The organism is Dyadobacter alkalitolerans DSM 23607 (assembly GCF_000428845.1).
GTDB lineage: Bacteria > Bacteroidota > Bacteroidia > Cytophagales > Spirosomataceae > Dyadobacter > Dyadobacter alkalitolerans.
In genome coordinates, this window is sequence record NZ_AUAS01000013.1 from 76,212 (window position 1) to 99,456 (window position 23,245).

General features: G+C 46.7%; 20 protein-coding genes. 15 read left to right on the plus strand and 5 right to left on the minus strand.

Annotation, left to right across the window (positions count from 1 at the left end; translation table 11 throughout):
- The first annotated feature begins 38 nt into the window (after positions 1-38).
- The 5 genes from G395_RS0120490 (at position 39) to G395_RS0120510 (ending at position 4,923) form a co-directional block, all read left to right on the plus strand.
- Positions 39-368 carry a DUF3467 domain-containing protein gene (locus tag G395_RS0120490; protein WP_026631783.1) on the plus strand — a complete coding sequence of 110 codons (330 nt, stop codon included), beginning with the start codon at positions 39-41 and terminating at the stop codon, positions 366-368.
- Between the two features lie 139 nt (positions 369-507).
- On the plus strand, positions 508-969 hold the full coding sequence (locus G395_RS0120495) for a (2Fe-2S)-binding protein (protein ID WP_026631784.1): 462 nt from the start codon (positions 508-510) through the stop codon (positions 967-969).
- 2 nt (positions 970-971) lie between these two features.
- Positions 972-3,116 (plus strand): xanthine dehydrogenase family protein molybdopterin-binding subunit, encoded by a 2,145-nt coding sequence (locus tag G395_RS0120500; RefSeq protein WP_026631785.1) that lies wholly within the window; start codon positions 972-974, stop codon positions 3,114-3,116.
- A gap of 108 nt (positions 3,117-3,224) precedes the next feature.
- Positions 3,225-4,190 (plus strand): aldose epimerase family protein, encoded by a 966-nt coding sequence (locus G395_RS0120505; RefSeq protein WP_026631786.1) that lies wholly within the window; start codon positions 3,225-3,227, stop codon positions 4,188-4,190.
- A 337-nt stretch (positions 4,191-4,527) separates the two neighbouring features.
- Positions 4,528-4,923: a hypothetical protein gene (locus G395_RS0120510; RefSeq protein ID WP_026631787.1), complete on the plus strand. Its 396-nt coding sequence runs from the start codon at positions 4,528-4,530 to the stop codon at positions 4,921-4,923.
- A 99-nt stretch (positions 4,924-5,022) separates the two neighbouring features.
- Here G395_RS0120510 and G395_RS0120515 read toward each other — a convergent pair whose 3' ends face one another.
- On the minus strand, positions 5,023-5,274 hold the full coding sequence (locus G395_RS0120515; protein ID WP_035361827.1) for a hypothetical protein: 252 nt from the start codon (positions 5,272-5,274) through the stop codon (positions 5,023-5,025).
- Positions 5,275-5,529: 255 nt separating this feature from the next.
- Between G395_RS0120515 and G395_RS0120520 the strand changes: the two genes are divergently transcribed.
- Positions 5,530-5,841, plus strand: a complete 312-nt coding sequence (locus G395_RS0120520) for a hypothetical protein (RefSeq protein WP_035361828.1) — start codon at positions 5,530-5,532, stop codon at positions 5,839-5,841.
- Positions 5,842-5,941: 100 nt separating this feature from the next.
- On the opposite strand, the gene G395_RS0120525 is transcribed toward G395_RS0120520, so the two are convergent.
- Positions 5,942-7,306 (minus strand): YihY/virulence factor BrkB family protein, encoded by a 1,365-nt coding sequence (locus tag G395_RS0120525; RefSeq protein ID WP_229204239.1) that lies wholly within the window; start codon positions 7,304-7,306, stop codon positions 5,942-5,944.
- Between the two features lie 61 nt (positions 7,307-7,367).
- Between G395_RS0120525 and G395_RS0120530 the strand changes: the two genes are divergently transcribed.
- Positions 7,368-7,730, plus strand: a complete 363-nt coding sequence (locus G395_RS0120530; RefSeq protein ID WP_157486752.1) for a hypothetical protein — start codon at positions 7,368-7,370, stop codon at positions 7,728-7,730.
- A gap of 106 nt (positions 7,731-7,836) precedes the next feature.
- Here G395_RS0120530 and G395_RS0120535 read toward each other — a convergent pair whose 3' ends face one another.
- Entirely contained in the window at positions 7,837-8,853 is a 1,017-nt protein-coding gene (locus G395_RS0120535) for a LacI family DNA-binding transcriptional regulator (protein ID WP_026631792.1), read from the minus strand.
- A 128-nt stretch (positions 8,854-8,981) separates the two neighbouring features.
- Between G395_RS0120535 and G395_RS0120540 the strand changes: the two genes are divergently transcribed.
- The 8 genes from G395_RS0120540 to G395_RS0120575 all read left to right on the plus strand — a co-directional run bounded on the left by G395_RS0120540 (position 8,982) and on the right by G395_RS0120575 (position 21,417).
- Positions 8,982-10,397, plus strand: a complete 1,416-nt coding sequence (locus tag G395_RS0120540) for a Gfo/Idh/MocA family protein (protein WP_026631793.1) — start codon at positions 8,982-8,984, stop codon at positions 10,395-10,397.
- Positions 10,398-10,438: 41 nt separating this feature from the next.
- Positions 10,439-11,188: a glucosamine-6-phosphate deaminase gene (locus G395_RS0120545; RefSeq protein WP_026631794.1), complete on the plus strand. Its 750-nt coding sequence runs from the start codon at positions 10,439-10,441 to the stop codon at positions 11,186-11,188.
- Between the two features lie 12 nt (positions 11,189-11,200).
- Positions 11,201-12,502: an alpha/beta hydrolase family protein gene (locus tag G395_RS0120550; protein ID WP_026631795.1), complete on the plus strand. Its 1,302-nt coding sequence runs from the start codon at positions 11,201-11,203 to the stop codon at positions 12,500-12,502.
- A gap of 60 nt (positions 12,503-12,562) precedes the next feature.
- Entirely contained in the window at positions 12,563-13,831 is a 1,269-nt protein-coding gene (locus tag G395_RS0120555; RefSeq protein WP_229204240.1) for a Gfo/Idh/MocA family protein, read from the plus strand.
- Between the two features lie 3 nt (positions 13,832-13,834).
- Positions 13,835-14,872, plus strand: a complete 1,038-nt coding sequence (locus tag G395_RS0120560) for an FAD:protein FMN transferase (protein ID WP_084439745.1) — start codon at positions 13,835-13,837, stop codon at positions 14,870-14,872.
- A 239-nt stretch (positions 14,873-15,111) separates the two neighbouring features.
- Positions 15,112-18,240, plus strand: a complete 3,129-nt coding sequence (locus tag G395_RS0120565; RefSeq protein WP_026631798.1) for a SusC/RagA family TonB-linked outer membrane protein — start codon at positions 15,112-15,114, stop codon at positions 18,238-18,240.
- Between the two features lie 18 nt (positions 18,241-18,258).
- Positions 18,259-20,034 carry a RagB/SusD family nutrient uptake outer membrane protein gene (locus G395_RS0120570; RefSeq protein ID WP_026631799.1) on the plus strand — a complete coding sequence of 592 codons (1,776 nt, stop codon included), beginning with the start codon at positions 18,259-18,261 and terminating at the stop codon, positions 20,032-20,034.
- 174 nt (positions 20,035-20,208) lie between these two features.
- Complete coding sequence (locus G395_RS0120575; RefSeq protein WP_211237793.1) at positions 20,209-21,417, plus strand: dienelactone hydrolase family protein; 1,209 nt, start codon at positions 20,209-20,211, stop codon at positions 21,415-21,417.
- 1 nt (position 21,418) lies between these two features.
- Here the strand turns inward: G395_RS0120575 and G395_RS0120580 are convergent, their stop codons facing one another.
- Entirely contained in the window at positions 21,419-22,126 is a 708-nt protein-coding gene (locus G395_RS0120580; protein ID WP_026631801.1) for a LytR/AlgR family response regulator transcription factor, read from the minus strand.
- Between the two features lie 24 nt (positions 22,127-22,150).
- On the minus strand, positions 22,151-23,191 hold the full coding sequence (locus tag G395_RS31215) for a sensor histidine kinase (RefSeq protein ID WP_051350276.1): 1,041 nt from the start codon (positions 23,189-23,191) through the stop codon (positions 22,151-22,153).
- Positions 23,192-23,245: the final 54 nt, after the last annotated feature.

A 23,245-nucleotide genomic window follows, 5' to 3' on the forward strand; every position in this document is an offset into this window, starting at 1 on the left:
TTTGCTGCCAAGCACTGTAATGCCAATAAAACCAACCGATGGAAGATAACACAAAAGAAAACGAACAGCAGATCAATGTAGAATTGTCAGAGGAAATGGCCGAAGGAGTTTATTCCAATTTAGCCATGATCGCACATTCAAACAGCGAATTCATCCTTGATTTTATTCGCTTAATGCCGGGCGTTCCACGCGCAAAAGTGAAGGCACGAATCATTATCACGCCGGAACATGCAAAACGCCTCATCGCAGCATTGCAGGACAATATTCAAAAATACGAAGATCAATACGGCCAGATCCAAAGCTCACAGGATAACGAGCCATCATTTAATTTTCCAATCAGTTTCGGAGGGCCAGGCGGCGAAGCATAAGCATTTGATTGCAGCATTTATTGACCTATTCTGATAAGCGATTTAACTTTAAGTTGCTTACAGTCACCATCCTTTTGACATTTTTTGTAACTTCGGTATCTGCATAAGGACAATCATTTCCGAACCCAATCAATTCACCATGGCGTTATTCAAACTTTCAATTAACAACCGTGCCTATGACGCGGATGTGGAGCGGGAAACTCCGCTTTTATGGGTGCTCCGAGATAACCTCGGTCTCGTAGGAACCAAATACGGCTGCGGGATTGCGCAATGTGGCGCATGCACCGTTCATGTAGACGGCAAAGCGGTGCGCTCTTGTGTGCTTCCAGTTTCGGCTGTTGGTAAATCCAAAGTAACCACCATTGAAGGACTTTCAGAAAAAGGCGATCATCCGGTTCAGCAAGCCTGGGATGAGGTGGACGTTGCACAATGCGGTTACTGCCAGGCTGGCCAGATCATGACGGCGGCAGCATTGCTCAAAGAAAAACCAAAGCCAACCGAAGAAGAAATCGTCTCCACCATGAGCGGCAACATTTGCCGTTGCGGCACTTACCACCGCATTCGCGAAGCAGTGAAAGTAGCAGCATCCAAAACCAACTGACCATGCAGACATTAGAACAAACTTCGAGGCGCAATTTTATGAAAATTGCGGCTGCGGCAGGCGGTGGACTGTTTTTAGGTTTCAATTGGACCAATTCTTCTGCCTTACCAGTTGTTGTTGATGCCAAAAGCATTGCAGCCGGCTCTATAAATTTTAATAGTTATTTGTCGATCGGGACAGATAACATTATCACCATTGTTTCTCCAAATCCTGAAATAGGACAAGGAATCAAAACGGCGTTTCCAATGGTCGTGGCCGAGGAGCTGGACGCGGATTGGAAACAAGTGAAAACCGTTCAGGGAAACCTGGATACGGGGATCTTTGAAAGACAGGTTACCGGCGGAAGCGGCGCGGTCCCGCATTCCTGGGAACGCCTTCGCAAGGCAGGCGCAACGGCACGCCATCTTTTAATAGAAGCTGCTGCAGCCAAATGGAATGTTCCCGCCGCCGAGCTGACCACTGAAAACGGCAAAGTTCTGCATAAAACCTACGGCAAATCTGCCACTTACGGCGAACTGGCAGAAGCAGCCTCCAAGCTCACTGCTCCAACCGAAATTAAATTAAAAAGCGAAAAGGATTTCAAACTGATCGGACAATCCATTCGTAATGTTGATAACCATAATATAGCCACGGGCAAGCCACTTTTCGGACTTGATTTTTACAAGGAAGGAATGTTGTTCGCCTTGATCCAGCGGCCCAAAGCATTTGGATTAAAATTGAAATCCGTAGATTCGGCAGCAGCCAAGGCTATGCCAGGCATTGTGGATGTGGTAACCTTTGAAAATAGCGTTGCCGTCGTTGGGAAATCAACGTGGCAAGTGAAAAAGGCCAAAGACGCATTGAAAATCGAATATGAGAAAGCAGCAGAACTCGAAAGCACTGCCGATCATAATCGCATTTTTTCTCAGTTGATGGATAATGGCGAAGCAACCGTAAGGCGCAAAGACGGCGACGTGGACGCAGCATTTAAAAACGCTGCAAAAGTCATCAAAGCCGAATATCAATGCCCATTCCTGCCGCACAGCCCATTGGAACCCATGAACTTCTTTGCGCACGTGCGTGAGGACGGCGTGGAACTCGTGGGCCCGACGCAAACGCCCGAGCGCGCGCGTACGGAAGTAGCGAAAATCACCGGCATAGCACCCGAAAAAATAACGGTCGAAATCACTCGTCAAGGCGGCGGATTCGGTCGCAGGCTTTCAGCAGACTTTGTAATCGAAGCCGCGCATGTTTCCAAGCTCGTGAAAGCACCGGTTAAAGTGGTTTGGACGCGGGAAGATGATATGACAGGCGGCACTTACCGCCCCGCAGTGCGTTACCGTTTCGAAGCAGCATTGGACAAAGACGGAACCATGATCGGTTACAAGTTGCGCGGAGTTGGCATGAACTCCGGAAATTCAACAAGAGAAGATAATTTCCCTTCCGGATCCGTAGACAACTTGCTAATCGATTCGGTTGAGCACAAATCCCCGATCACAACGGGCCCATGGCGCGCACCGATCACCAACTTCCTTGCTTACGCCGAACAATCGTTCCTCGACGAAGTCGCTGAGGCAGCAGGCAAGGATCCGGTCGCATTCCGACTGGAACTGCTCGAAAAAGCGAAAAAATCACCCGTTAATGCGGTTAAATATGACGTGGACAGAATGATCGCTGTGGTGAAAATGGCGGCGGAGAAAAGCAACTGGGGCAAAAAGAAAGGCGTTTATCAAGGGTTCAGCGTTTATTTTTCTCACAGATCTTACGTAGCGCAAGTAGGTGAGATCGTAATGCAGAAAGGCAAGCCGGTTCTTAAAAACGTCATTGCAGCAGTCGATTGCGGCATAGTGATCAACCAAAGCGGTTCTTTGCAGCAGGTTAGGGGTGGCGTCGTGGACGGCTTGGGCCACGCAATGTATGGCAACATGACATTCAAGGACGGCGCGCCGGATCAGACCAACTTCAATGGTTTCCGCCTGATCAGGATGAACGAAATCCCGGAAGTGGATGTGCATTTTGTGAATAACGGCATATCTCCCACAGGTTTGGGCGAACCAGCATTGCCACCTGCTGGCGCTGCTATGGCCAATGCATTTTATAAAGCAACAAAACAGCGCTTGCGCAACCAGCCTTTTGTAAACGAGGAAGCTTTCAAAGGCATTTCTTAACATTGCATAGGCTTACATAATTTAATCAGACAGTAAGAAGAAAATGTCCATTCGCATTTTTATCTTACTGTCTTTTATTTAATCCCCCATCATTCCTGAACCATTATCATGAAGAAAATCCTTCTGCTGATTGCCTGCATATGCCTGCTCATTACTGCATTCCGATTCGCCGATTTCCCGGAGGCAGTCATCTCAAACGGCATCATCAATGCGAAGTTAATGCTGCCGGATGCCAGCTCCGGCTATTATCGTGGCGTGCGTTTCGACTGGGCAGGACAGGTTGCCAGCCTTGATTACAAGGGACACTCTTATTTTGGGCAATGGAACAGCACCTATGATCCCAAATTGCATGACGCCATTATGGGGCCGGTTGAGGAGTTCGTCGCATTGGATTTTGATGCGGTAAAGCCAGGGGAGACATTCGTAAAAATTGGCGTTGGAGTCCTGGTTAAGCCTGATGATAAAAAATATTCATTCGCAACGAACTATGAATTGAAAGATGCAGGTAAATGGACTGTTGATAAGAAGAAGGATAACGTAACATTCACGCATACATTGAAAGATGCATCAGGCTACGGTTATGTGTATACAAAGACATTAAAACTGGTTAAAGGAAAGCCCCAACTCGTTTTAGAACACAGCCTTAAAAATACCGGCTCAAAAGAAATTTCAACCAGCACTTACAATCACAACTTTTTCATGATCGATAAAGAGCCAACGAACGAGCATATACGGATCGTTTTTCCCTTCGAAGTAAGTGGGGAAGGAGCAGGTTTTGGGACCATTATCAATGTAAAAGGCAAAACGCTCAATTATGCAAGGCCGGTTGTAAATGGCGATCAGATATTCAGCAGTGGGCTGAAAGGCTTCGGGTCAGGCGCAAAAGATTATGATATACGCATTGAAAATACCAAAACATCAGCTGGCGTAAGAATTACGGGTGATAAGCCTTTGGAGAAATTGGTATACTGGGCTAGTCCCACCACCTCATGCCCTGAACCCTACATTCATATCAGCGCAAAACCGGGTCAGGAAACAAAGTGGAACGTCAACTATGAGTTCTACACTTTTTGACCCGCTAAACCTTAGCGTTATAGTTCTATTCTTGATTCGTGCAAAAGCAAACACTTTCTCACTAGAATTACTTCGTAGGTGAAAAATTTATTTAATGCTGTTCCAACGATTTCAACGCAGGCAGGTTGGGTAACACAATGCGCAATTTGTGGATAAGATACTTATTGTTAATAAGATAACTATTTTGATGTCTAAGACCCTCGGTCTAAAAATGCCTCTGATTAATTTTAAACAGACAATATTGAAATAAAATTTGATAGCACGAAAATGTCACCCTTAGGAATAGTTTTGGATGTCACTGCGAGTATCAGACCATCGACAACTAAACTGAACTAAGATGAAAACTTTAAAAGCACTTATCCTGATCGCAGCACTGGGATTTTCTGCCGCAAGCTATGCGCAGACTGTTCCCACAACGCCAACATCCCCATCGCAGCCACAGAGCGTGCCTACGCAGGATCCAACCACCACAACGCCTTCATCGTCTAATCCGACGACTGAGAAAAAGGCAGAGTTTAACTCTCCTCAGTCGCCCGTAAAGCCTTCAAATACACCGTCGGAGGATACATTGATTAAATCCCAAGGTGCTTCCGGCGCAGTAATGAAGGATTCGCTTATGCCAGCGAGTGATAAAAAGATGGATAGAAAAAATCGGAAGAAAAATAAAAAAGATGCCAACGCAACCGATACAAATTCATCAGGCTCAGCAACTGAAGCTGACAGAAAACCATAATCATCAACGAACGAAAATCAAAATGCCCGAAATTCAATTTCGGGCATTTTAATTCAATGCAATTGCTTGAATGGTCGGGAGACGAAAGTCGTTGTGAAATCAGTAATGTGCAACTTGCTGGGGTACAGCCGGTTCAAGATCTGATTCTAAAAAAGGCTGGGTAACCACTGCTTTATTCTCATTTACCCAGGTACACCAAACTTTTCCGTTATAACTTCTTTTCGTTACAGGTGTTGAGTTACCATTTACATAAGTTACAATATCTACAATTTGATATTCATCAACTTGCATAATACGGGTTCCGTTCTTCTCCTTCACCCAGTCATCCTTCATATAGTTCAATGTGACCATCGGTTTATGTGTTTTCGTCCGATGGTGTTTAAAATTTTATGCCACTTTTTAAAAGCCCCAAAACATAAATATAAAATTTTAAAATGTCATATAGAAACGTAGAACTACTTGTATTCAACTTGTGGCAAGAATTTTATATAAAATAGAAGATCCGTTGTATAACCCGGGTTACAACCGATATGCGGCGTATAAAAGGTTAATTCCATTTATATTACATTATTTGAGTATTTTTTAGGACAATTAAATTAGCATATCATGAAACATGCAGACACTAGAAAAACGATATTGTCTTTAAGCAACGAAAGTTTCAAACACTATCTTTTGCTTCGTTATGTAGATGATTCCAGCGATCCGAAATGGAAGAAGCTAAGCTTTGTTTCCGTAGAATTGATTGCGCCGGAAGTTTGGATACAGCTTCATAATTACGCCCGTGCAGATGTGGAAAGTCAGGGAGGGCGATTGGTTGGCTATGAGGTAATCGATGAGAAGCTCGTCCGACACGATAGCATTCGCTCCAATTCATGGCCGGCAGATTGGATGTGGGTTATTCAAAAGTGGGACAATTGAACGAATAATTTAATGCAAGCCGTTCATAATTTAATAGGGAACGTGAGCAACGAAAAAAGGGGACAGAAGTCCCCTTTTTTCGTTGCTATATCAATAAAAATCACGGTTCATTACTAGATTGCACCTTTTTGGCAACTGCCTTTTTGATGCCTCCCAGCAAGCTTTCCCTGAAAATAAAACATAGCGAGAACAGGACTAACGTAAAGCCCAGCAACACAACAAAGCCGAGATAATCGCTGTTGAACGCATTGTTCAGGAAATGGCCCAGCAAAACGACCACCATGATCACAATCATAAATATAATGATCGCAATAAACGCGTAGTAGGAAAAAGGTGCGGTGATCTGGGCAATTTTCGCCTTGATCTCAGCCCTGATCGCATTCAGCTTGTCATCGATGAACTGCGTAACCGTGTCCATCATTTTATGCGTAACTTCCTTTGGATTAACAGAGGTTGTGGCGTGCTGTGCATCTGCAACAGCCTGTGCTGGCTTATCCTGTTCCATTTCCCTCCTTACCATGAGCACCGCATGCTCATTAGGCGAGATTCCTACACCGTCTGTTTTCGCATAAACTTTGGTAAACTCTGCCCCGAAATAGAGGATAATAGAGGAATAATAAACCCAGGTCAAAAGGATGACGATTGAAGCGGAAGCACCGTAGGTTGCACCAAGATCCTGTTTTCCAAGATAAAAGCTGATACCAAACTTGCCAATTGCGAAAAGGATAGCCGTAAATGCCGCGCCGACAATGCACTCTTTCCAACGCACATGGCCATCGGGCAATATTTTAAATATGACAGAAAAAAGTGCCGTAATGATCGCCATTACCAGGACGACATTCAATACAGAGAAAAAGATCACGGACACTTCCGAGAAATAGCGCTCCAAACGCGCGCTCATCAGGTCAACCAGAGTATTCACACCCAGGGAAACGATGAGCAAAAAACCTAAGGTGATAATGATAGAGAAAGACAGCAGCCGGTTTTTAAGATATTGCAGCCATCCTTTTTTGGGTTTGGATTTGATAGACCATATGTAATTAATCGAATCCTGTATCTCGGCAAAAACCCCGGTCGCACCAATGAGCAGCGTCACAATCCCGATTGTGGCGGCAAGTCCTGATTTATTGGATAGCTCCGCATTTTTTATCAACTCCTGCAACTGCAAGGCAGCCTCCTTGCCGACCAGACCACTTATTTGCCCAAACAGCTCACCTTGAAATGCTTCCTTCCCAAATACAATGCTTACGATCGAGATGATCACCAGCAGCATTGGAGCAAGGGAAAAAATAGTGTAATAGGATAGCGCGGCGCTTAATTTAAGGCAATTGTCTTCCATGAACTCTGAAAAACTGTCCTTGAAAAGCGATAAGAAAAACTTAGGTTTTGATGTAGTAGCGTCCATTGTGAAGCATGCTTTCGTGTAAACGCCATTGGTAAATATCCATGCCAGTTTGGGCCGCATTGCTGCGGGTATGATTTTTAAAGAAGCAGGCATCAACATTCAACAACTAATAATTCCAATCATGAAAAAGGTAATTGCAAGCTTGATATTTACTTTCGCTGTTTCTGCATCGGTATACGCACAATCTACTACGCAGTCGACCAATCCGAAACAACAAGGAACTGCTACTGCGGACAGCAGCAAATCCGGCGGAAAAAATGAAGGAACAGATACGCAGGGAACCACGCAAGGTGCCAATCACGAGATAGGGAACTCGAATGCCACCCAGCCTGGCAAAGCCGGACAAGTGAATGGGTCTAACAAAACCAGCGGAACGGGTAAGGAAGGTAACGGCGCCAATGGCAAATCCAATGTGAATAAAATGAACAAAGGAGACGCTACATTGAACAAAGGAAACAAATCAACTCCGAAGAAAGAGAACTGATCGAAAGGTAGAAACTGATTAAATAAATTGGTAAGAATGGTCTGTCCCGTCATTGGGCAGGCTATTTTTTTATAATTAAATCGAAAAGATGATCAGTCATAATGTGTCAAATCCTTGAAGTGGATTCGCGTACGATAAGCTCTCCCGAAAGCACCACTTCTTCGCCTGCAAAACCTGCTTTTTTAACGTGGATCAACAACAATTCACAGCTCTTGCGACCGATTTCGTAAGCAGGCTCAGCTACGGTGGACAATGTAGGTGATATAATCTCACAGATCGGATCATTCGTAAACCCAATAACACCGACTTCTCCCCCAATCCGAATGTTTTTACGCTTTAAAGCCACCATCGCACCAATGGCTTTACGATCATTGACTGCAAAAATCGCGTCAGGCTTTTCAGTATTTTCTGTGAATAGCTGGGCAACATCCGATTCTCCGTCTTTTTGAGAAAATCCCGAATAAACCACCCAATCATTATCAAAATCCAGGTCATGCTCCCGGAGTGCTTGCTGATAGCCGCGAAGTCTGTTTTCAGTCAGCAAGACACCTTTTGGGCCGGTAATATGCGCTATTTTTCTATATCCCCTTTCAATAAGATGATTTACAGCCTGATAGGCGCCGTTATAGTCGTCCTGCATGACCTTTGAAATACTGATCTCCTCGGGAACACGATCAAAAAACACAACCGGAAGCCCGTCGTCAATGAGTTCCTGGAAATGCCTGCAAGCGTCGGAAGGTGAAGAAACGCAAGCCAGTAAACCGTCCAGGCTGCTTAATGAAAGATCATGAACGATCTTTTTTTCCAGCTCCGGTGAATCGTTTGTAATGTACAAAATAATGCTATAACCCTTATGCTGAGCTACTTCCTGAATGCCGGTAATAACCGTTGAAAAATAATAATTGGTTATAGCCGGGATGATCACGCCAATCTTATGCGTGCTGCTTTTGACCAAACCCGTTGCATTAAAATTAGGCTTATAATGCATTTCCTCCGCTTTTTCTAGCACCAGCGTCCGCGTCTGCGGGCTCACGTCATAGGCATCCCGCAACGCCCTGGAAACCGTCGCGACGGAGATGCCGAGTGCTTTTGCAATGTCCTTGATGGTGGCTGGTCTTCGCATTGGTTTAGGGTCTGAAAGCTTGAAAAAACGTCAGTCGCTTTCGATAACGTTCTCGTTAATAATTAACTGCAATGTCAGCGATAGCTAATCGAATCGTTGTAAAATTGTAAGTATATCAAACTAAACCCATGAAAAAAAGAGATTTCCTCAAACTTACCGGGCTGAGCAGCATCGGGTTGCTAAATGCCGGTTATGCAGGTGCCAGCCCGCTCGATCTGCCTGCCAGGATCGTCCCTGCGGCTCCGAAGTTTAACATGAGTGGTTATGCCGCGCCGAAAATTGAAACCGTTCGTATCGGATACATTGGGCTTGGTAACCGGGGCGGCGGGGCCATTCAAAGGATCAAAAAGCTGGAAAATGTGCAGGTAACCGCACTTTGCGATATCCGGACAGAAAAAGCCGAGGAAGCAAAAAAAACTTTTGAAGGCACGGGCCATAACCCCAAAGTGTATTCCGGAACGGCCGATGCCTGGAAAAAAATGTGCGAGCAGGAAGATCTCGACCTCATTTACATTTGCACGCCATGGAGCCTGCATGCACCAATGGCCGTTTTTGCAATGGAACATGGCAAGCACGCGGCCGTAGAAATCCCCGCCGCCGTCACAGTGGACGAATGCTGGCAGCTGGTTGAAACGTCAGAAAAAACAAAGAAGCATTGTATGATGCTCGAAAACTGCTGCTATGATTTTTTTGAATTACTAACCCTTAATATGGCCAGACAAGGCTATTTTGGCGACATTATTCATGCCGAGGGTGCTTATATACACGACATTTATGATTCCTTTTTTGATAAATCCAAACGTTTCGACCTCTGGCGTCTGAAAGAAAACCAGCGTAACGGTAACCTCTATCCGACGCACGGGCTGGGGCCTGTTGCGCAGATCATGGACATTAACCGGGGCGATAAGATGGATTATCTGGTAAGCATGGCAAGCAACGATTTTATGCTGCAAGCACGCGCTGAAAAGTTGGCGGCCGAAGATCCCGAGTTCAAACAATTCAAAGGGAAAAAGTTTCGTGGGAACATGAACACGACAACCATCCGGACTGCAAAAGGCAGAACCATCATGTTGCAGCACGACGTGACTTCGCCGCGCGTTTATTCCAGGCTGCATGTGATCAGCGGCACCAAAGGCTCCGCGCAAAAATATCCATTGCCCGAAGGCCTGGCAGGAACTCCCGAAGGACGCATTGCCAAGGGTCATGAATGGTTGAAAGACGCGGAATTTAAAGCATTGGAACAAAAATACCAGCCCGAAATCGTGAAAAGAATCGGCGAGCTGGCAAAGAAAGTAGGCGGTCACGGCGGCATGGATTTCCTGATGGACTGGCGCCTAATCGACTGCCTCAGAAACGGCCTCCCACTGGATCAGGACGTTTATGACGCCGCTTCATGGAGCGTGATCTCGCCGCTGAGCGAATGGTCCGTAGCGCATCGCTCCAATTCCATCGACATTCCCGATTTCACTGCCGGGGCCTGGAAATCCAACAAGCCCGTAGACATTGCCCTTTCGCAAGGCGGCAATACGGGTGTGAAATCGTAATTTTTGAGTTAAAATAAAATCTTAATCAAGAACAGATTGTAATGAAAGTTGTCATTTCGGAGACTAAGGAAGAGTTGGGAACACAAGCGGCAACGCTTGCAGCAGAGCTGATCCGCAAAACCATCGCAGAAAAGGGGTTTGCGAACATTATCCTCGCCACAGGAACCAGCCAGTTTCAAACTTTGGAACAATTAATAAAAGAAGAAAACATAGACTGGGACAAGGTTACCATGTTCCATCTCGATGAATTCATCGCTTTACCATTGGCCCATGCAGCGAGTTTCAGGAAATATTTAAAGGAACGTTTTCTGGATAAAGTGCCTCCGTTAAAAGCCGTTCACCTGATCAATGGCGAAGGCAACATTACGGCGGAAATCGAGAATCTGAACAGCATTATCAGCAACCACCCGATCGACGTAGCATTGGTGGGCATTGGTGAGAACGGGCATCTGGCTTTCAATGATCCTCCCGCAGATTTTGAAAACGAAAACCCATATCACGTCGTGAACCTGGACGAACCTTGCCGCATGCAGCAAATGGGAGAGGGCTGGTTTGGTTCGTTGGACGAGGTGCCCTTGCAGGCCATTAGCATGACAGTGAAGCAGATCATGAAGTCGGAACACATTGTCTGCTCAGTGCCGGATGAGCGTAAGGCGCTGGCTGTGAGGAATAGTCTGATGGAGGAAGTAAGCAACATTTATCCGGCGAGCATCTTGCAAAATCATGCACATTGCACATTTTTCCTGGATAAAAGCTCCGCATCCCTGCTGTCCGAAAGTGTGATTGCCTAACCCAACTACGATATGAAACCTGAAAATCCGGAGGGAAACAATGAGCGGCGGGAATTTTTGAAAGCGTCATTGACTGCCATGGCAATTCCGCTTAGCTTTGACATTCATGCAATTTCAAATTTTATCCCAGCGCAAAACATGGTTTCTGAAAACGCATCTTTACCTGGCAAAAGCATTATCGGCGACTATGGAAGCTGGGCTGCCTCATTATTGAAGCCCGTTCCGCCGCTTTCGTTCAGGGATCCCAAATGGAAAGATCTTGCAACCTGGAAAAAAGAAGCCTATGCAAAAGCGCAGGAACTGATCGCCAGCCCGCCGAAGTCACCTTTGCCAAAAGTTACGGTCGAAAAAAAATACATTTACGACGGTCTGGAAATCGAAGAAATTTCCTGGCAATTGCCGTACGGCCGCAAAACCCAGGCCATTGTATTGAAGCCGCAAGGCACCACCAGGCCGCTTCCTGCTATCCTGGGCTTGCATGACCATGGTGGTAAGAAGTATTTCGGATATCGTAAAATTGTCAAAACCGCAGATGAACAGCACCCGCTGCTGGTGGAGCACCGCGCAACCGATTACAGCGGAATAGCCTGGGCCAATGAAGTCGCCAAGCGTGGCTATGTGGTGCTGGTCCATGACACGTTCACATTCGGGAGCCGTCGCGTCATGTATGAAGATGTGGAAGGTTTAACCTGGGGCGACGTGGACACAACGGGAAAGTCGGACCAGGATCCTGAAAAAAGTGAGCACATTGAAACCTATAATCAATGGTCCGGCGCGCACGAGCATGTCATGTCCAAGTCGCTTTTCAGTGCCGGGACAACCTGGCCGGGCGTTTTCCTGGCCGAAGATCAGGTCGCGCTCGATATTTTGGAAAAGCGTAAGGACGTGGATCCGCAACGTATAGGGTGTGGCGGTTTGTCTGGTGGCGGTTTGCGGACTGTTTATCTGGGCGGAATGGATCCGCGCATCAAATGCGCAGTATGCGTTGGTTTCATGACCACCTGGACAGATTTGATTTTAACAAAATCTGTAACCCACACCTGGATGACTTACACGCCGCTTTTGCCCAAGTATATGGATTTTCCAGAAATCCTGGGGCTAAGAGTGCCCTTGCCAACATTGGTTCAGAACAACAACCAGGACGAACTTTACACGCTTCCCGAGATGAAAAAGGCAGATAAAGTTTTAGGAGATGTGTACAAAAAAGCGGGTGCACCGGATAAGTATCTGGCCAAATTCTACGACGGCGAACACAAGTTTGACGCTGCAATGCAGAAAGACGCATTCGACTGGTTTGACAAGTGGCTTAAATAATGTTGAAGGTCAGAGTCATAATCAATAATAAAATAGTAATCAGGAGACTCACCATTATGGATGAATCACAAAATTGCTTACATTTACGGGTACGTGCCCGTAACCAAATCACTCATGGCAGCTCAATCCACTTCCCGCAGACATTTCATTACAACTGGCTTAACCGCAGCCGCAGGGTTGTCGGTGATCGCCAATCCGCTTTTTGCAGCGCGGTCAGGAGCCGTTGACAGAATTCGTTTGGGCATCATCGGCACGGGTTCCCGGGGAGCCGGCCTGTGCACATTGATCAAGGAAATGCCGGAAATTGCGCTGGTAGCATGCTGCGATACCATTCCTGAAAACCTGCAAAAGGGATTAAGCCTGGCCGAAAAAGGAGCAAAAGGTTATTCGGATTATCGCAAGTTGCTCGAAGATAAAAGCCTGGATGCGGTCATTATAGCCACACCGCTCTATCTGCATTATCCCATGGCTGTTGCCGCTATACAGGCTGGGAAGCACATTTATCTTGAAAAATCAATGACTTACGACATTCCGCAGGCCATTGATCTGGTCAAAAAAGTGCGTGATTCGAAACTCATTTTTCAAATCGGCTATCAGTATCGTTACTATGGCCTTTATCATCGCGTTAAGGAAATAATCAAGGAAAACTGGCTGGGCAAAATCACCCATTTCGAATGTCAGTATAACCGAAATTCCAACTGGCGTTTTCCTGTAAAAGACCCGAAAATGGAGCGCCAGATCAATTGGAGAATGTATCGTGAATATTGTGGCGGTCCGCTTTCTGAGCTTTGCGCGCACGAAATTGATGTCGTAAATTATCTCGTCGACAGCCATCCAATGAAGGTGGTCGGGCTGGGAGGCATTAATTATTGGAAAGATGGCCGCGATACTTACGACAACATCCGGACGGTTTACGATTATCCGGGCGGCGTGAAAGCCAGCGTAACTTCGGTGTTATCAAATGCTTATAATGGTTATAGCATCAGGATTTTAGGGGATAAAGCAACCGTGGAAATCCTGCGCGATAAAGCATACATTTACGCAGAATCCACCAACAATGCCAAAGGAACCGTGGACGGGGTCACAGGCGCAACATTGGCTGTGACCACGCAAGGTAAAGGCATGGAAGTAGTTTACGGAAAACCCGGCGAAGAAAGTCTGGAACCCACCGTTTATGCTTTGCAGGATTTTATAAAATGCATTAAGGATAAAAAACAGCCTATTTCCAATGTCGAAACGGGCCGCGACGGCTCTATTGCGATCCATATGGGCAATGCGGCTGCGGACACGGAAGCTGTGCAGATCTGGAAACCGGAATACTCCGTTTAAGCCATGCGGCTTTCAAACTATAGACAATTTTTGCTCGCAGGCATAGCCATCCTGGTTTTGCCTGCTTTTTGCATTCTGGATATTCGGGAAACTAAATCGTTCAAGCGTTTTCAAATCACTGGTTTAGCACAGGGAACGAGCTATGCGATCACTTACTATGCTGGATTTGAATCAGTGAGAAAATCGCAGATCGACAGCATTTTCGGCCAGCTGGATCATTCACTTTCTATTTATACTCCCAATTCAATCATCAGCCGGTTCAATGCATCCGATTCCGGTGTGGACATTGATGACCATTTTTACAATGTGGTCAGGAAATCGCAGGAAATTTTTAAGGAAACGGAGGGCGCATTTGACATAACCGTTTATCCACTCGTTCGGGCGTGGGGATTTGGGAATGAACGGGTTAGTGCCATTCCGGACTCTGCTGAAATTCAATCTTTAATGCCTTGCATTGGCTCGGAAAAGCTGCATTTAAGCCATAGCCGGCTTACTAAGGATCTGCCTTGCATTAAAATTGACGTTAATGGCATTGCACAGGGTTATAGCGTAGATGTAATGGCTAATTTTCTGGAATCCAATGGTATATCAAATTATTTGGTCGAAATAGGAGGAGAAATAAGGGTTAAGGGTAAAAAGTATCCCGAAAATACGGCCATGTCCATCGGCATTGAAAAACCTGCTGAAAATGAATTCCAGGCCGCAGGCATCCGGCAGGTTATTCAGGTTCCGGATGGCGCGGTTACCACATCGGGAAGTTACCGCAACTTCCGCAAGCTCGGTTCGCGGCGGATCTCCCACATTATAAATCCGAAAACGGGTTATCCCGCATCGACAGAAATAATCAGCGCAACCGTGATCGCCGACGATGCTATAACCGCCGACGGATATGATAATGCATTGCTCCTCATGGGTTTAGATCATGCAATGGAATTTTTGAAAAAGCGTAAAAACCTGCACGCCTATTTCATTTTCCAAAAGCCGGACAGCACCATTGCCGACACAACCACCGCCGAATTCAGTAAGTTTTTAAAGCCCTGATAGAAGCGTTTATATTCCCAAACCTTCATTGTAACCACTTCTGCCATTTTCGAGAACGTTAACGGTAACGTTCTCGCTACTATTTTCAGCAAATGTCATTGAACCAGAATGAATTCATTGTAACATTGTTCTGTCTCCAAATTAAATTCTGACTAACGGCGAAATGCAGGTTTTAAATTTTCACAATCTCCCATTGTGAAGCAGAATTGCTATGCGAAAAAAATGATAACCAAACTCTTATGAAACTAAAATTACGACAGAACAAATCCATGAAGATCTGCATGACGCTCGCATTGCTGACGAGCTTGTTGTGGATAGGGCCTATGTGGCTTGGGCAGAAGCTTCATGCGCAAGATTTGAAAAACATTTCGGGCAGTGTCCTGGACAGCGTGACGACCGTTGGCCTGCCTGGCGTTTCGGTGATCGTGAAAGGCACCCAGCGTGGAACCACCACCGATGCCGAGGGTCGTTTTTCGATCCAGGCGGGCGGTTCGGAGGTGCTGACTTTCAGCTTTGTCGGATATAATCTGAAAGAAATCCCCGTAGGAACGAAATCGGTGATAGAAACCACGCTGCAACCAAGTGTAAATGCATTGGATGAGCTGGTTGTGGTCGGTTATGGCACAATGAAAAAGAGTGATTTAACAGGCGCGGTGATCCGGATCGATGCCAAAACATTTAAAAATCAGCCCATGACCCAGCTTACCGACATGCTGACCGGAACCGTTGCCGGTTTCAATGCGAACCAGGGAGCAACGGCGGCAGGCGGAAGTTCACTCCAAGTACGCGGTCCCAAATCGCTGAATGCGTCCACAAATCCAATGGTCGTGATGGACGGAGTGATCTTCAACGGCAGCATTGCGGACATTAACCCGGCCGACATTGAAACGATGGACATTCTGAAAGATGCCAGCTCAGCGGCCGTCTTTGGCGCAAGAGCAGCAGGTGGCGTCATTTTGATTACAACCAAAAAAGGCGCAACCGGAAAGCCAATCATTAATTTCTCTGCAAATGTGGGGATTACCGAGCCCACCAATGACTTCAAGCCTTTCGATAAGGATGGTTATCTCACATTCAGGAGGGATCTGCTGAAAGCCACGAACCCGAATAATCCCACGTTCTACTATGATAACCCGACCCAACTGCCTGCTGGCGTGACCATTGACCAATGGCGGAATGCAAGTAACAATCCGCAGCAGGACAACACCCAGGAATGGCTGGGACGCCTGCGTTTTTTTCCTATTGAAACTGAAAATTTCCTCGAAGGCAAGTCTGTGGACTGGTATAATGAGGTCATACGGAAAGGTAAACGACAAAATTACGATGTCAGCATCGGCGGCGGATCGGATAAAGTAACCTATTACTGGTCATTGGGTTATCAAAATAATGAAGGCGTTTTACGCGGGGACAAATTTTCAACCATCCGGTCACGATTGAATGTAGATTTCAAGGTTACCGACTTCCTGAATGTAGGTGTGAACACGCAGTTTGCTGACCGGGACGAGAGCGCCGTGACGGCAAATCTGGGCCAAATGTTCATTATGAGTCCTTATGGGTCCATGTTTGAAGACAATGGCGACGTTTCCTGGTATCCCAACAGCTTCGCAACAGCCAATCCGCTGATCAATTATTTTGGGCAGGAAAAAATGAGAAAGATCAACACTTTGTTCGCGTCCATGTATGCGAAGATCAAGCTGCCCTTTGGTTTCGACTACAAAATTTCTTTCCAGCCACGTTATGAAACGCTGAAAGATTATAGTTTTTGGTCGTCCAAAACGCTGGACGGCGGTTCTACACGCAGCAACGGTTACGGAACACGCGATGATTCTTCCACGTACGAATGGATTCTGGACAACCTGCTGCACTGGAACAAAGAATTTGGCGCACACCGTTTTGATCTCACATTGCTTTACAGCTCCGAGCGGAACCGCGGCTGGGCTTCCACAATCAGCAATCAGACTTTTGTACCCAATCAAAATCTCGGATACCACGGCCTGCAATATGGCACAAACCCCGCATTGCTGACCAACGACACGCAGATTACGGGTGACGCCGCAATGGCGAGACTGAACTACACATTATTGGATAAATATCTGATCACGGCGTCGCTCCGGAGAGATGGCTTCTCCGCGTTTGGAACAAAACAACCAAGGGCAACTTTCCCGGCAGCAGCGGTGGCCTGGAAAATTTCGGAAGAAAAATTCTTTCACCTCGATTTTGTAAGTCAAATGAAGCTCCGTGCTTCCTGGGGAGTGAATGGTAACCGCGATATCGGCGCATATTCGGCCCTTGCGCAACTTCTTTCGACCCAATATTATGATGGTTCCAATGTGCAGGTCGGAGTTTACAATAACTCGCTGGCTAATCCCGATCTGGTTTGGGAAAAAACGCGCTCTATTAACCTCGGGCTGGATTTGAGCTTGTTGAAAAACCGCGTGGATCTGAGTATAGAATATTATGATATGACCACTACGGATTTGTTAATGAACCGCTTACTCCCTGAAATCACAGGTTTTAAGAACATTACATCCAACCTGGGTGAATTGGGAAACAAAGGTTTTGAAATGACAATCAACACCATTAACACCGAAAAACGCAATTTCAGCTGGCGATCGAATTTGGTTTTTTCCTTTAACAGAAACAAGATCAAGCGTCTTTTTGGGGATTATGAAGAAAAAACGGTGGATGGAAAGACCGTTACCACCGAGCTGCCGGATTATTCCAACGAATGGTTTCCCGGACAAGCACTGGACCGAGTCTGGAATTACGACGTCACGGGAATCTGGCAGTTGAATGAAAAGGAGGCGGCAGAAGTCTACAAGCTGCAACCGGGCGATTTCAAGGCAACGGATGCAGACGGAAATGGCAAATATGAGGCATTAGCAGACAAAATGTTCATCGGTTACCGCCAGCCCCGGTTCAGGGTTGGGCTCCGGAATGAATTTACATTCCTCAGATATTTCTCGGCATCCGTGTTTTTGCGGGGTGAATTTGGTCACATCGCACCTTTCCAGGAAGGTTTAAGATCAGGCGGATCAGACACTTACGATCGCCGCAATACCAATGATTTCCCTTATTGGACGCCGGAAAACGGCAACAACGAATATGCGCGGCTTAACACCAACACAAACGTTTTCGGCGGCGGAATCCAGATTTACAGACCCCTTTCCTTTGTGAGGATCCAGGATGTGAACCTTTCCTATGCATTGCCCGGGGCAATATCTGAGCGGTTGAAATTGAGCAGCTTACGCATATTTGCGTCTGTACGCAATTTATACAGTTTTGATAAATGGCCCGGCTGGGACCCTGAGTCGGTTAATGTCGCCATGCCCCGGAATTTTACACTCGGTTTGAACTTGTCATTGTAATTAGAAGAAATCAAAATCATGAAACGTCTCATTAACATATCCCTGGCAATGGTTGTGCTGCTTTTGACACAATCGTCCTGCGACAAAGACTGGCTGAAACCGGAACCATTGTCTTTTTTCAGTCCCGAAAACGTATTTACAGACAAAGCGGGTTTCGAATCTTTGCTCATCACCATGCGCAAGGATCTCAAAACAGAGAACACAGGCACAGCGTCCACATCCACGATCATGCCGAACCTTACCATGGAATTTGCGGCATCGGATCTGGCCTCGCCCTGGTCGCAGCTGGATTTTTACAATCTCACCCCGAACACCGACATGTATTACCGCTATCTGTCGATGTTTACAGTCATTTATTCATCTGTTAAAAATGCGAATGTGCTCATTTCCAGGATCGATGACATTGAATGGAAGTCCGATCAGGAGCGGAATGCGATATTGGCCGAGGCTTACTGGCACCGCGCTTACTGGTATTATCGTTTGGTGAATTCCTATGGCGATGTTCCTTTTATCAATGAAGAAATTCAGGGTGCCAAGCTCGATTTTCGCACGCATAGCCGCTGGGCGATCCTGGCCAAAATCCAGTCGGATACGGAGTATGCGGCGGAATGGCTGCCCGTTGCTGCCAAGCCCGGTGTCATTACCAAAGGCGCTGCCCATCATTTACTGGCAAAAATTTATCTTGCCAACCTGGAATTTGATAAGGCCATTGAAGCTGCTACGAAAGTCATTAATGGTCCCTATGCCTTAATGAACCAACGTTTTGGACTGGATGCGGACAAAGCTTACCGCAATCTGATCTGGGATTTGCACCGCTCCAAGAATTTCAGCATCGCCCAGAATACGGAAACCATTCTGGCATCCATCGATCGCTATGAAGCGCCTCCGGGAGCCCGCTCGGAAGGACTTTACACAATGCGCATGTATAATTGCCAGTATTTTCAGCCACAGGTTTTGGATAGCCAGGGAAAGCCAGGCATGGTCAGGAGCGGGCCTATGCTGGATTCGCTGGGCATTGGCAACGCAAATGTGCGGCTGACGGGTTATTATCAATATGATATCTGGGCTTATAAAGGGCAAACCTGGAAAAACACGACCGATTTGCGCCGAAGCGACATCAACTGGGTGGATAAGCACGAGCTGCGCTACAATAATCCTGCATCGGTAGACTATGGAAAACAGGTGAATATTGCGTTCCTGGCCAACCCGATCGATACATTCAAGCACGTGTACGCAATGCCGCATTACATTATGTACAACCCCATGGACGATCCGCTCGCCCGCACTGTGGGCGGCAATGGTGACTGGTATATTTTCAGGTTAGCAGAAACTTATCTGCTGAGAGCCGAGGCGTATTATTGGAAAAATCAGCATGCATTGGCAGCAGCAGACATTAACAAAGTCCGTGAAAGGGCCAAAGCATTGCCTATTTCCGGTGGCGAAGTGACAATCGACTTCATCATGAACGAGCGCGCCCGCGAACTGTTCGCCGAAGAGCCACGCCATTCGGAACTGGTAAGAGTTTCTTATATTATGGCAAAATCCAACCTGGGCGGCTACAATCTGGCCAGTTTCAGCGAGAAAAACTTTTTCTACGACCGCGTCATGCGTTACAATAACACATACGAAAAAAAGGTGCAATTGCTGGGTAACACCGCTAATATGGCCCCATTCCATGTCCTATGGCCGATTCCTTCCCTGGTTATTACAGCCAATACCAAGGGAGTGATCAATCAGAACGTAGGCTATGACGGAGCCGAGCGAAATGTAGAACCGCTGATGACGATTGAGTAGGGAGGGCATTGTGCTTGCGCTTCGGCTCCGCTCAGCGTGACAGGTCGTTTAGCTAGGACTCGACTTTGTTACGTAGGCGGTGCCGGCGGGCGGCTAAGCCAGACCGGCCGTTCAGCGGACGCAGTCGCCAATCTAAAAGCCTGTCACGCTGAGCGGAGCCGAAGCGTAAGCACTATGACCCCCAAACCACCACTTTTACCAACCATGAAGCACGACCATCCAACCCAGCCACCCGAAAAAAGCCTCATTGGCGCATACGGAAACAATTTTGCCAATCTTGCAAAAAAGCCAGGAACATTATCCTTCCGAAACGCTTATTGGGAGAACCTATCTGACTGGCAGACAAAAGCCAGGGCGAAAGCGGCTGAGTTGCTTTCTGCGCCTGAAACGGGGAAAATGCCGGTGGTGAAGGTGGAGAAAAAGTATGTTTACGATGGCTTGGATATTGAAGAACTGTCCTGGCAATTGCCTTATGGGAAGCGTACTAAGGCTGTTTTTTTGAAGCCACAAGGAAGCTCAAAGCCTCTGCCCGCCATTCTTGCGCTGCATGATCATGCGGGGAAAAAGTATTTTGGCTATCCGAAGTTGGTAAAGACTTCCGACAACCAACCTCCGCTGATCGTAAAACACCAGGCTGCGGTTTACAGCGGTAACGCCTGGGCCAACGACATTGCCAAGCGTGGTTATGCTGTGCTGGTGCACGACACATTTGCTTTTGGAAGTCGGCGTGTATTTTATGGTGATGTTGAAGGGTTGGATCACGGCCCGTTGAAAACGCAGGATAAAACGGACCAGAATCCGGACGAGGAAGCTCACATTTTGACCTATAATGAATGGTCCAAAGAGCATGAGCATGTAATGTCCAAATCCCTCTTTTGTGCAGGAACAACCTGGCCGGGCGTTTGTCTGGCAGAGGACCAGGCAGCATTGTCTGTGTTAAGCGCCCGAAAAGATGTTGATAACGAGCGTGTTGGATGTGCGGGACTGTCCGGAGGTGGCGTTCGGACAGTTTATCTGGCTGGTTTGGACAACCGTATTAAGTGTGCGGTTTGCGTTGGTTTTATGACCACATTCAATGACCTTGTGCTGAATCGGTCTTACAACCATACCTGGATGACCTTTGCGCCGTTGCTGGCCAACTATATGGATTTTCCCGAAATACTGGGTCTGCGCGTTCCGTTGCCCACTTTGGTCCAGAACAATAACCAGGACGCTTTGTTTACATTATCAGAAATGAAGCAGGCAGATGATATTTTAAAACAGGTTTTCAAAAAGGCAGGCGCAGCGGAGAAGTATAAGGCAGGTTTCTACGACGGTCCACACAAGTTCGATGCACAAATGCAGGCTGACGCATTTGACTGGTTCGACAAGTGGTTGGCTTAGCCTATAATCCAATATTTTTCAGAAAGCCTTCCCGGTAATTCTGCCCGATGGGAATTTCTGTTCCATTGATAAAAACGCGGTTTCCTTCAATGTGGCTTATTCTGGCCTTGTTAATGATGAAGGAACGGTGAATGCGCGGAAACAATGTGGCCGGCAGCAGCTCTTCAAAGCCTGAAAAGGTCATAGCCGGCATAAGCGTGTGCTGCGTGGTAACGATTTTGGTATAATTTCCGCTGGCCTCAGCATAGAGCAGCTCGTCGTGCTGGATTTTGTAGATCTTGTCGCCGGCTTTTATAAAAATATAATCCGTTGTCTTATCATTAGAAAGCGCTGCGACTGGCCCGGGCTGCTGCAAATGTTCCAGCGCCTTGTCCACAGCCATGATGAAGCGTTCCAGCGAAAACGGCTTCAACAGATAATCACAGGCCGAAAGGTCGAATGCATCCACTGCGTGCTCCTTATATGCCGTGGTGAAAATTACTTCCGGTTGCTTTTTAAGCGTTTTCAAAAAAGCGATCCCGTCCATAACAGGCATATTGATGTCCAGGAACAGGATATCCACTTTTTGCTGCTGCATCACGGCCTTTGCCTGCAACGCATTGCCGCACAAGCCCACCACTTCCAGGTTATTCAGATGCCCGCAATAGGTTGTCAGGATATCCCGCGCAATAGGCTCGTCGTCAACAATAAGGCAATTAAATTTTTGCATGAATGGGCTTCCAATGATGGTATTTTACTTGGTCTTCAACCTTAAAACCACCTGATAAAAAGTCTCTTCGTTCTTTATGGCGAGTTCGTGTTCATTGGGATAAAGCAATTCCAGCCGCTTATTTACGCTTGCAAGCCCGAACCCGCTGTGTTTTTCCACGACTGAAATTTGTCTTTCTTGCTTATCGTGGGAGTTTTTGATAGAAAAAAGGATCAGGTCTTCCCAGGTTTTTAATTCGATAGAAATATAGATCTTTTCATCCGCCGTGTTCTTGGAATGTTTGAATGCATTTTCAATAAAAACAATCAGCAGCATAGGGGCAATTCTGATGTCGGCATTTTTAATTTCTTCAAAATTCGTGGTCAGGATCAGCCGGTCACCAATGCGTATTTTTTCAAATTCAATATAATTCTGAATGTAAACCAGCTCGTCTTTCAGCGGAACAAAAACTGCATTGGCTTCATAAACAGAATATCTGAGCAGGTCCGAAAGCTTCAAAAGCAACGGCGGGATGCGCTCGTGCTGCGTGAGCGACAAACCGTAAAGGTTATTCAATGTATTAAACAAAAAATGCGGGCTCAGCTGCGATTGGAGCAAATGGAGCTCACTTTTGTTGTGCTCCGCCGCCGCGCGAGCCTCTTTCAACTGATTCTGCGTAACGCTGCGGCCAAGTTTAATAAGCATTCCCAGCGACAGGCCACTCAGCAAAAAAGGAACCCAGTATAGCAGCAGGTTCAGCGGCCCGTAATCGTCGTGAAGATATTCGGCATGCACAAACAGGAATACGATACTGCCAAACGTGATAACAGACAGTGCAACAAGGATCTGATTAGAGACCGTTTTATGTTTTAATGCCCAAAGTTGCCCGAAATGCCTGCCCAGAAAAATGCAGAGAATCAGGCAGCCCGTCGCTGCGGCTGCCACAGCTTCATCATTGTTGGTGCCAACTGAATTAGCAAAAGCATCAGCAGCCAGCCAAATCGGCACCGCCGCTATCGCCGCCAGCACATAATACAGGTTGTCGCGCACAATTTTCACCGCTTCATTATCTTCTAACTGCTTCATGGCCGATGCTGGTTACTATCTGTCAAATACGTCACAAATGTCCATAACCCCCAT